The organism is uncultured Microbulbifer sp. (assembly GCF_947489355.1).
In the GTDB taxonomy this organism is placed as follows: domain Bacteria; phylum Pseudomonadota; class Gammaproteobacteria; order Pseudomonadales; family Cellvibrionaceae; genus Microbulbifer.
The window spans coordinates 1-10,209 of the sequence record NZ_CANLDD010000083.1 but is presented as its reverse complement, the minus strand read 5'-3'; the positions used below and the strand labels follow the sequence as shown (position 1 = coordinate 10,209).

General features: G+C 51.7%; 8 protein-coding genes and 3 pseudogenes. 5 read left to right on the top strand and 6 right to left on the bottom strand.

The genetic code is table 11. The features are described 5' to 3' along the window. Positions 1-224: 224 nt before the first annotated feature. Together Q1A48_RS19675 and Q1A48_RS19670 are read right to left on the bottom strand one after the other, a co-directional pair. Positions 225-608, bottom strand: coding sequence for a VOC family protein (locus tag Q1A48_RS19675; RefSeq protein ID WP_299948333.1), 384 nt, complete (start codon positions 606-608; stop codon positions 225-227). Positions 609-1,029: 421 nt separating this feature from the next. Continuing rightward, positions 1,030-1,203, bottom strand: a pseudogene (locus Q1A48_RS19670) (IS3 family transposase); the annotation flags it as partial. Between the two features lie 51 nt (positions 1,204-1,254). On the opposite strand from Q1A48_RS19670, the pseudogene Q1A48_RS19665 reads away from it, so the two are divergent. Next, a pseudogene (locus tag Q1A48_RS19665) lies at positions 1,255-2,494 on the top strand (IS256 family transposase). A gap of 42 nt (positions 2,495-2,536) precedes the next feature. Beyond that, a pseudogene (locus Q1A48_RS19660) lies at positions 2,537-3,003 on the top strand (hypothetical protein); the annotation flags it as partial. Positions 3,004-3,142: 139 nt separating this feature from the next. Here the strand turns inward: Q1A48_RS19660 and maiA are convergent. Together maiA and Q1A48_RS19650 are read right to left on the bottom strand one after the other, a co-directional pair. After that, positions 3,143-3,772, bottom strand: a complete 630-nt coding sequence (gene maiA, locus Q1A48_RS19655) for a maleylacetoacetate isomerase (protein ID WP_299948331.1) — start codon at positions 3,770-3,772, stop codon at positions 3,143-3,145. Positions 3,773-4,401: 629 nt separating this feature from the next. Further along, positions 4,402-4,791, bottom strand: a complete 390-nt coding sequence (locus Q1A48_RS19650) for a homogentisate 1,2-dioxygenase (RefSeq protein WP_299948329.1) — start codon at positions 4,789-4,791, stop codon at positions 4,402-4,404. 454 nt (positions 4,792-5,245) lie between these two features. On the opposite strand from Q1A48_RS19650, the gene Q1A48_RS19645 reads away from it, so the two are divergent. From Q1A48_RS19645 to Q1A48_RS19635, 3 genes are all read left to right on the top strand, one after another. Continuing rightward, positions 5,246-5,737: a MarR family transcriptional regulator gene (locus tag Q1A48_RS19645; RefSeq protein WP_299948327.1), complete on the top strand. Its 492-nt coding sequence runs from the start codon at positions 5,246-5,248 to the stop codon at positions 5,735-5,737. A 25-nt stretch (positions 5,738-5,762) separates the two neighbouring features. After that, positions 5,763-6,953, top strand: a complete 1,191-nt coding sequence (locus Q1A48_RS19640) for an amino acid aminotransferase (protein ID WP_299948325.1) — start codon at positions 5,763-5,765, stop codon at positions 6,951-6,953. A 69-nt stretch (positions 6,954-7,022) separates the two neighbouring features. Beyond that, entirely contained in the window at positions 7,023-8,414 is a 1,392-nt protein-coding gene (locus Q1A48_RS19635) for a class II 3-deoxy-7-phosphoheptulonate synthase (RefSeq protein ID WP_299948323.1), read from the top strand. Between the two features lie 290 nt (positions 8,415-8,704). Here Q1A48_RS19635 and Q1A48_RS19630 read toward each other — a convergent pair whose 3' ends face one another. Continuing rightward, positions 8,705-9,157 carry a GFA family protein gene (locus Q1A48_RS19630; protein WP_299948321.1) on the bottom strand — a complete coding sequence of 151 codons (453 nt, stop codon included), beginning with the start codon at positions 9,155-9,157 and terminating at the stop codon, positions 8,705-8,707. An 859-nt stretch (positions 9,158-10,016) separates the two neighbouring features. Continuing rightward, the coding region (locus Q1A48_RS19625; protein WP_299948319.1) for a hypothetical protein at positions 10,017-10,209 on the bottom strand (193 nt) is incomplete at its 5' end.

Genomic DNA, 10,209 nt, shown 5'->3' with positions numbered 1-10,209 from the left:
TCCACTTCCCGGATCGCCTGGAGAAATATATCAGCCTATGAGGCTACTTGGCTGACACAGAGTTTTGAACACCCTCAGTGCTGTAGCCGTACGCCTGTACAAACGCTTGAAGATGGCAAAAAGATCTGGATGGAAAAGTTCGTGAACTTAACCTGACCTGACAGACCACCGCAAGAAAAACCGGTAACTGTCAGATCAAGTCTGAACTACTACACTTTATCCGGTTAGGTGGGCGTTTCCTCGATCATGAGTAAATTCCCACAGCCATCTTCGAAAACATTTTGAATGCCCCATTTAGGTTTATCCAATTCAGGACGCAATTTAACTCCTGCCACTTCCATTCTTTTAAATTCAGATTTCACGTTTTTTACCTCCAATACCATTATTGGTAAGTTAGCTTCGAAAGCTGATTTTTGATAGCTCTCGGCAAAATTTCCTTGGCATGGCTCCAACAAAATAGCTGTCCCATCTGGATCATCTCGTGATACAACTATTGCTAAGTTTGCATCTGGATCAAGTTCTTTAGATACAAAACCCAGCTGTGATGTGTAAATTTCATGAGCTTTAATCGGATTCTGAACTGGTATACTCACCAATGATACTTTCAATATACTATCCTCTTTAAATCTACTTGTTATTGCCTAACGCTGCCAACGCAGGTCGAAATCCAGTAGAGAAGCTGCGAGATATAGGTTTAGGCAGCTCTGCTGGCAGCTGTTGGTTAGGCAGTCCCGCTTACTTGAATTGTTAATTCTGACGATTAGCCGCATAAGAGTCGCTCATTCATACAGCGTTTAATTAAAAAGTTTCCCTCTAATGTAGAGCCATTATTTTTAATGAAGTAATCTCCTTCGAGATTGTTACCTTCCTCTCCTGTGAACTCGATGGAGAGTTTGCCTATTTCTGTACAGTTTTCAAATCCAATATTACACTTGGTTGCATTCATTGGCTCCGAAAGTGAGTAATAATGAGGTTCTAACAACATGCCTATGGATCGCCCTGGGTTTGTCAGAGGCAATTTGATTTGAGTCATGCCGCTTGGGCAGACTCGGCTTGCTGATAATACAGGTTTTCGTATTCGGCTGGAGGCATATCGTCAATCGGCTCGAGAATGCGGCGATGGTTAAACCAGTCGACCCAGGTCAAGGTTGCGCGTTCAACCTCTTCCAGCCCTTTCCAGGGGCCTGTTCTGTGGATGACCTCTCTGGTTGATTTGTTGTCGCCAAATAGTCAACCAACCAAGAATACGCCACTATGGATAAGAATACCGTTGTTGAGTTTGCAGGTCGACAGGAGACAGTAGACCCGCTAACTGAGCTATTACGTCGAGGGGCACGAGAGCTGCTTCAGAAGGCAGTAAAGGCGCCTTCATGGAGGAGTTTCAAAACCGCCGCCTGGCTGATGGCCGAGCGGCTGTAGTCCGCAATGGATACCTACCAGAGCGTGATATACTGACCGGGATTGGCCCGGTCAAAGTGAAAGTGCCGAAGGTACGAAGCAGGGACGGCCAGCCAGTCACCTTCCGCTTAGCCTTGGTGCGGCGGTACGTACGCAAAGCGCACTCGCTGGAGGCGGCGCTGCCGTGGCTATACCTGAAGGGCGTTTCAACCAGTGAGATGGAGGAGGTCCTGTCGGTACTGGTTGGCCCGGAAGCGAGGGGCCTGTCGGCCAGTACAGTGGCTCGCCTAAAGGGGTAGTGGAAGAGTGAATACGATGCCTGGCGAGCCAAGCGACTTGATAAAGATCGCTGGGTGTATATCTGGGCAGACGGCATATACAGTGGTCTGCGTTCGGAAGAAAGTAAATTCTGCGTTCTGGTTGTCATTGGTGTGAATGAACGGGGAGGAAAGCATTTTCTAGCGAATGAGGATGGACAGTGGGAGTCGACGCTGAGCTGGAAAGGCGTCCTGGGGAAGCTGAAAGAACGTAGCATGAGCGCCCCAGAGCGGGCCATTGGAGACGGTGCCATGGAGTTTCTGGACGGGACTGGAAGAGACTTACCCGGAGACACGCCAGCAGCGCTGCTGGGTACACAAGACGGCCAATGTGCTCAACAAACTACCCAAGTCGGGCCAGCCTTAAAGCCAAGCGCTTCCTACACGACATCTGGCAGGCTGAGACAAGAGCCGGTGCGGAGAAGGCCTTCGGCACGTTCATCCAGACGTACGAAGCGAAATACCCGAAAGTTGCAGAGTGCCTTCTCAAGGATCACGAAGAGTTGATGAACTTCTACGATTTTCCGGCGAAACACTGGCAGAGCATCAGGACGACGAACCCGATCGAATCCACGTTCGGAACGATACGACACAGAACCAAGCGCTCCAAAGGCTGCCTGTCGAGAGACGGAATGCTGCACATGCTATTCAAGCTGGGAATGTGTGCGGAAGGAAAGTGGAGAAAGCTCCGAGGCTTTGACTGCCTCGCCAAAGTCATCACCGGAATGAAGTTCAAAGATGGAGAAGAGGTGCCAACAGTCGATCAGAGCGCTGCTTGATCATGCCTGTTGAACACCAGAATTGACAATAACTCGTTAAAGAGCCTCCAAGCCAACATCGTGCTTGATGCTCTGAAGCAGGCACTGTGGGCACGAGGCAAGCCCCGCGGCGTTACCCATCACAGTGATCAAGGTAGTCAGTACCTGTCGATTCAATACACTGAACGGCTTATTCAACGGGGGTCATCAACAGAACAGGCCCCTGGAAAGGGCTGGATGAGGTTGAACGCGCAACCTTGACCTGGGTCGATTGGTTTAACCATCGCCGCATCCTCAGGCCAATTGGCGGTATGCCTCCAGCCGAATACGAAAACCTGTATTATCAGCATGCCGAGTCTGCCCAAGCGGCATGGCTCAAATCAAATTGCCTCCGGCAAACCCAGAGTGGTTCAGCCGAGTTTACACCGACTTACCGCGAGGGCAGACCATTGAGGAGAATGAGGCCCTGGAATTTTCAGAGCACAGCGGAAGCAGAGCAGCCGAGTGAATCAAAGGATGGGGTTACTTGATCGCTTACAAGGATCGTTGATTTGTATAGGCTTGAAAGCGTGCCATCGGTCGCAATGTCATTTGCGGGGAGGTGGCGCTAGCCCGGATTATTCCAGCATTGCCAGCGCAATGTTGCCCAGGCAATGAGCTGGGGCTGGGTTACACAGTGCTGTCCGGTTGATGCTCTGGACGGGCTTTGGTAAAAGCGGGTAGTTTGGCGCAGGCATTGGCGATCTGCTGGATCTTGGGGTAGTTGCCCATATCTATACCAAAGCGCTCCGCGTTGTAGATTTGCGGCAGCAAGCAACACTCAAATAACCCCGGTGTGTTCCCTGCAGCGAACGGTCTCGGCTGCAGTTGCTGTTCCAGCGCTGAGAAGCCAAGATCAACCCAGTGTAGAAGCCACTGGATCTTCTGCTTGTCGCTGATGTCGTATTCTGCCTGCAGGAATTGAAGTACGCGCAGGTTTTGAATAGGTTGAATATCACAGGCGATACTGTAACACAGGGCCCGGATATGGGCGCGGTCATTGGGGTTCTCAGGCAGTAGCGGTGATTCAGGGTAGGCTTCATCCAGCCATTCCAGTATAGCGATTGACTGAGTCAGGTGAATGTCGCCATCCTCAAATGTGGGAACCAGCCCCTGAGGATTGAGTTCACGATAATTTTTGCCTAGCTGCTCCCCTTTGAGGAGGTTCACCGGGTGGTATTTGTAGGCGAGGCCTTTCAGGTTGAGGCCGATGCGTACCCGGTAGCTCGCGGAGGAGCGAAAGTATCCGTAAAGATCCATTGTCTTTCCTGTTTCTGGTTATGGCTGGTCCGGCATGGATATTACCGGTAACTTCATTTATTTTCTTGGGTGTGATGTCGTCACAGTCTGCGGGCAGTGCGATTACCGTGCCTTCCAGGAGTTGACATATCCCGGTTGCTCCACGGCGTGGGCATCTGGCAGTATGCCCCAGGGCGTTTTGCTGCCGGTCATTACGGCCACGTCGTCGGTTACCTCTCTGATCCGTTTGCTACCAGCTGTGAAGTCCTTTGGGTGGGAGCCGTGGGTAAAACCCCTGGGATGTAGTGTTAGCATGCCCGGGTGGATATTGTCGCGGCTGAAAAAGTTGCCGCGGTGAAAAAAAAATCAGCTCATCGTAATCGTCATTGTTATGAAAAAAGGGCACATTGAGCGCATCGGGATCACTTTCCAGTGGGCGCGGTGTAAAAGTAGCGACTACAAACTCGGGTCCTACAAACGTGGTATGGGCGGAGGGCGGTAGATGGTGATGGCTTAACACGGGGCGGATATCCCGCCAATTGATTCGCACTACCAGGTTGTCACCGGCCCAGCCGGTGGCTTCCATAGGGTTAGGTAATGGTGGAGAGCTGCTGGCGGGCTTTCACCATCACCCGAGGCTCAACCTCTCCCTACTGGGCAAGAAATGCCTGATCGCTGGGCACATCCAATATCGCCTGATCGAAGATAGCGTTGGCACCTAATATTCCTTTTTCCGGCAATTGAAAGTGGCCACCACTCGCCACCACCATTAGTAATTTCAGGGGTTCCTCCTCCAGTGGAGGCAACCGCCAACACATAGTACCTCGCGGCAGAATTATATAGTCGCCATCGCGGATGTGCAGATGCTTCAAGTCGCAAAAAAGATTGCCACTGCCATTGTGTATAAAAAGCAGCGGGTCCCCATCGGCATTGCGCACCAGATGATCCATAGGCTTGCGGCAGACCCACAGCGCTATCAGACCTTTGTCATTGCGTAAGAGTGGCTTTTGATCCCAGGGGCTTTTCCCTTTGTGAATCATTTTTGTACTGTCGAAAGCGTATGAGCGCAAAAGCCCTTCAAACCTGCTCCAGGCCGTGGCTGGCTGCGATAAAAGTGGGTGCTGGGGCCAAAAAAACCCTCTTTTCCATTGCTTGTTCGAAAGTATTTGGTGGGAAGTCTGCATGGGCCTGGCGGCTGGTGCTCCCCTCAATGCAGGGAAAGTTCATCCACTTGCGTATAGGTGATCTCGCTTTTACTGGCTGGGTGGGGAACTCTTCAATTCACACAGGTGCCGCGCATCTTTCTCGCGCTTTTCCAGCAAATGGTTAGCAAAAATGGCGCATAAAGCCCTATAATGGGCTGTCAATTTTCCTGCAACCCTGGGGTTTCCCAACAGGGCATTTGTGTGTACAGCGGTTACAATTGAAACCAATGTTAGTTAAATTGAACATCTGGCACAAACCGGATTTACAGACAGGTGGGTAAGAACAGCCATGAGCAATGACCAGGATACGCCGGTGGAACAGGATGGGTTACGCTTGGAACGGTTTTTGCCATACCGGCTGTCGGTGCTCTCAAACCGGGTCAGCAACGCCATTTCGCAAGCCTATGGTGCGCGCTTCCATCTCACCATTCCTGCCTGGCGTGTAATGGCAATCCTTGGGCGTTTTCCCGACCTGTCTGCCGCGGAGCTTGTAGAGCAGACCGCCATGGATAAGGTGGCGATCAGTCGCGCTGTCTCCTCCCTGTTGAAGTACGATTACATCACGCGCAGTGAAGACCCCTCAGACCGTCGACGCCAGGTGCTAAACCTGTCAATGCTGGGTCGCAGCGTTTATGAGCGCATAGTGCCTCTGGCCCAGCGGTATGAAAATGATCTGATGGCTTCGCTCTCCGCTGGGGAGCGTGCACAATTGGATAGCCTTATTGAAAAACTGATGGTCCGTGCCAAGGCGTGGTCTGAGCACGGGCTGGCCGACGAATAAATGAAATAGTTGAAGGAGTTTTCAGGTGTTTGAACATTTAGGTAGTCTTCCGCCAGATCCGATCCTGGGCTTATTGGCCAGTTACCGCGCGGATGAAAACCCCTGCAAAATTGACCTTGGGGTAGGGGTTTACAAAGATGAAGCTGGGCATACTGCGGTTTTGCAGGCCGTCAAGGAAGCGGAAACCCGCCTGCTGCAAAGTGAAGAAACCAAAGCTTATATTGGTCCCGCCGGCACCCCGGGATTTAACAGCACCATGCAGGAGCTGGTTTTGGGTGCTGGACACCCGGCCCTGGAGGACGGCAGGGTGCGTTCTGCACAAACCCCCGGTGGGTGTGGTGCCCTGCGTATACTGGCGGAGTTAATCAATCGCGCTAAAGCGGGCACTACCGTCTGGGTGAGCGATCCGACCTGGGCAAACCATGTACCGCTGCTTGGTAATGCCGGCTTAAAGATCAAGAGCTATCCTTACTACGACCGCGCCAGCAACCGTCTGCTCTTTGATCAAATGGTGGAGGTCCTCAAGGCTGTGGATGAGGGTGAGGTAGTGTTGCTTCATGCCTGTTGCCACAATCCCTGTGGCGCGGACCTGTCCCGTGAACAGTGGAAAGTTCTGGCGGAAATGGCCTCAAAGCAGGGCTTTACTCCATTTGTTGATATAGCCTACCAGGGCTTCGGCGACAGCCTGGAAGACGATGCGTACGGTCTGCGCCTAATGGCGGAGTCCGTACCTGAGATGTTGGTGGCCGCATCCTGCTCCAAAAACTTTGGTCTCTACCGGGAGCGTGTCGGATTGGCCATGGTGATCTATATCAATGGTGGGAGTGCGGACAGAGGTCACAGCCAGATGTTGAGCGCTATCCGTGGTAACTACTCCATGCCACCGTCCCATGGCGCTGCGATTGTAGAATCGATTCTCACGGATGCGGGCCTAAAGGCCAACTGGGAGGCAGAGCTGACTGAAATGCGTGCACGTATCAACAGTTTGCGCGCCGGTCTCGTGGAAGGCCTCACCGCTGCCGATGCTGGGGGTGATTTCAATTTTATCTGCCAACAGAAAGGGATGTTTTCGTTCCTCGGTATCAGCCCCGAGCAGGTTCAGCAGCTGCAAAAGGACTTTTCTATCTATATGGTGGACTCCAGTCGTATCAGTATTGCCGGCTTGAGTTCCCGCAATATGGAATACTTCTGCAAGGCAGTTGCCAGTGTGTTGTAAATTCGGCGCATCGGGGGGTGGGTACTCTGCTTATCTCCTTTCGATTTACCCTTGAAGTTAGAGTGAAAGATGGAAGTTGAGCTAGGAGTTCCAGTGTCTGAATCCCCAACCCAAGTCTGGACCCCGCAGAGCTGGCGAAATTTTACCGCACACCAACAGCCAAAGTACGCTTCTGCAGAGGCAGTGGCCCGAGTGGCCAAGCAATTGTCCGGCCATCCGCCGTTGGTATTTGCCGCCGAGGCCCGTGAGCTGCGTCGCCAGCTTGCCCATGTGGCGGAGGGCAGAGCCTTTCTGTTGCAGGGAGGGGACTGTGCCGAGTCTTTTGCCGATTTTAATGCCAACCGGATTCGAGACACTTTTAAGGTGCTACTGCAAATGGCAGTGGTACTGACTTTTGCCGGTAACCTGCCGGTGGTCAAGGTCGCCAGAATGGCCGGGCAATATGCCAAGCCCCGCTCCGCGGATACCGAGACCATTAATGATATCGAGCTGCCTAGTTACCGCGGTGATATTATCAACGGTATCAATTTTACTGCGGAAGCACGCCAGCCGAACCCACAGCGCATGATCACCGCCTACAACCAGTCGGCAGCTACGTTAAACTTGTTACGTGCCTTTGCCCAGGGAGGGCTCGCTGACTTGCACCAGGTACACGGCTGGAATCTGAGCTATCTCAAAAACAATCCCCAAAGGGACAAATATGCGCAGTTGGCGGAACGCCTGCAGGAAGCACTGGAATTTATGGCGGTGTGCGGAGTCACTTCAGAAAATACCCCCGCTATTCGCGAGACAGTACTTTACACCTCCCACGAAGCGCTGCTGCTCGAATACGAGCAAGCCCTGACCCGCATCGATAGCCTTACCGGCAAATGGTACGACTGCTCTGCACATATGCTGTGGATAGGAGAGCGTACCCGCCAGCTAGATGGTGCCCATGTGGAATTTCTTTCCGGTGTCTGCAACCCCATCGGGGTGAAGGTGGGTCCCGCTATGCAGCCTGATGAGCTGTTGCGCCTGATTGACAAGCTCAGCCCAGAAAATGAAGCTGGTCGTCTCACCCTGATTACGCGCATGGGCGCTGACACCCTGAGTGACAAGCTGCCCGCACTGCTACGGGCTGTACAAAAAGAGGGGCGTAGCGTGGTGTGGAGCACTGACCCCATGCATGGCAATACCGTCAAGGCCGGTAATGGATACAAGACACGGGATTTTGAGAAAATTCTGCGTGAAATTCGTGATTTTTTCTCGATCCACTGGGCCGAAGGTAGCCATCCAGGCGGTATCCACCTGGAAATGACCGGTGAGCACGTCACTGAATGCACCGGAGGCGCTTGGAAAATATCCGAAGCTGACCTCGCCAGCTGCTACCGGACCCAATGCGATCCACGACTGAACGCCGACCAGGTTTTAGAGTTGGCTTTTTGTGTGGCAGAATGGCTGCGTGGTGGACATGCTGCTTAATGGCTGTGGAATAATACTTATCCCCTAAACCAACGCCGGCATTCCTTGTTGGCGTATTCATTTCAGCCATTTCCTGGCGATTATTAAATAATTTAGGAAGGCTTGCTTTATTGCGTGGCTATTCAATACCGTTTAGTTTGCGAAATAAAAGACCACCGCAAAGCTCCTGAGTTCCTGTTATCAGCCCACTGTGGGAATAGGGCAGCCCGAATCCGGCTTCCAGCCAATTGCGGGGCACTTCACCCTGTAGAGGGGTTGCAAGGATTTAGCGCCCTTTCACAGCTTCTATACTAAACCAAGTCGCTTTCAATTTTCTCACTGTTTTCATGCAGAAGCCGGGTCAACGCCTCCATTTCTGGCATTTCTGCAAAACGTGCACCCGTTTCGTCAATGGTATCCCAGGGGGCTTTGGAATCTACATACAGGTGTGCAACTACCTGACTGTGCAGCTCGCCATCAATAAGACCGGCTGGAACCCAAAAGTAGAGGGTTTTACTCATCAGGTGGGGTACCGTGCAGCCACAGCTGCTACAAAAGTCTGAGCGATAGCCTGTGTTGGTCCTGTAAGAGGAAATTTTGTCCAGCCCGCGTACCCAGCGAAACTGATCGCGGGATATAAGCATGGCGGTATCTGAAGCGGAGCCAGTCAACTTGCGACAAAGCGAGCAGTGGCACTGATAGAGACTGGGTATTGGCTCATCCAACTGAAACTCGACAGCACTGCAGAGGCACTTTCCATTCATACCTTCCTCCTTCTCCTAGGCTTTTATTCAGGATCTTGTTTTAATCGCAATAGATTAGCAACAATATTCCAGACCGGCATAAAGCTCCTACAATGTGATGCGAAAATAAATGCCAATTGTCGCGAAGTATCACGAAAAATGGTGCATTCAGGCCTTCTCTATAGAATTATTCGCACATGTAAGTGGATAAATAGTATCCTTTCTCTTTCCGATGAACCTATCGCTAATGGTATTCATAGACAAAAGTGGGCATCACCCACTAGCGCTGGGCATCAATCCCCTGTGGGAAATCAGCACGCTGGGCCGATAGCCATTGTGATATAAGTGAGATATCGCTATTGGACGCCCGCAAAGGTGGTGGGAGGATCTGGGGTGTGGCGGTAGGTGTTTTCACGTCCATTTTCAGAGCATCTGCTTCTGGAGCGAAGGCTTCTTCCCTTGCACCGTCTTGAATTCAGTCGTGGTAGAGAAAACGGGCTTTCGCCGGTTTCAATACGCCTCTTCCTGTGAGTGACAGCTTCTTATAGTAATTTCTTTCTGCCTCTTTGATTTATTGTCGAATTTCTTCAGTTGAATCTAAGACAGCCCCTTCATATCTTGATAAAGGCATTAACAGACAGCATTTCCATTATTGGTGATGACACTGGTTTCCGGGTGGATAAACTGATTGGTTGCTTTTTTGAGGGAAGCAGGTGCGTTTTTCTGCTGGTATTGTAGGGTCCATCCTATGATGACCCCGGGATGTTAGTACAATCAATGGCTTACCAACCTACAACATCATCTGGCGACTTTAGCTGTTTTGTTGGCTTGGAGTTACTTGTTCCTATTCCTGGCACAGCATCTGCCGGCTCGATAGCTGCTACTGTATATCTGAACCTGGTTTCGTAGCGGGTTCGGCAATCTCCTCCGAAGCCTTCGTGGATTTAATTTCGAGCTGCATGCGGTCGAGCAATGCAATACCGCCAGTGGTCAGCACTAGTCCAAAAGGGAGACCTCCCGGCTTTGCCGGGGAGGCACGCATAGTTTGACAGATCCGGAAGTCCCATAGTAAC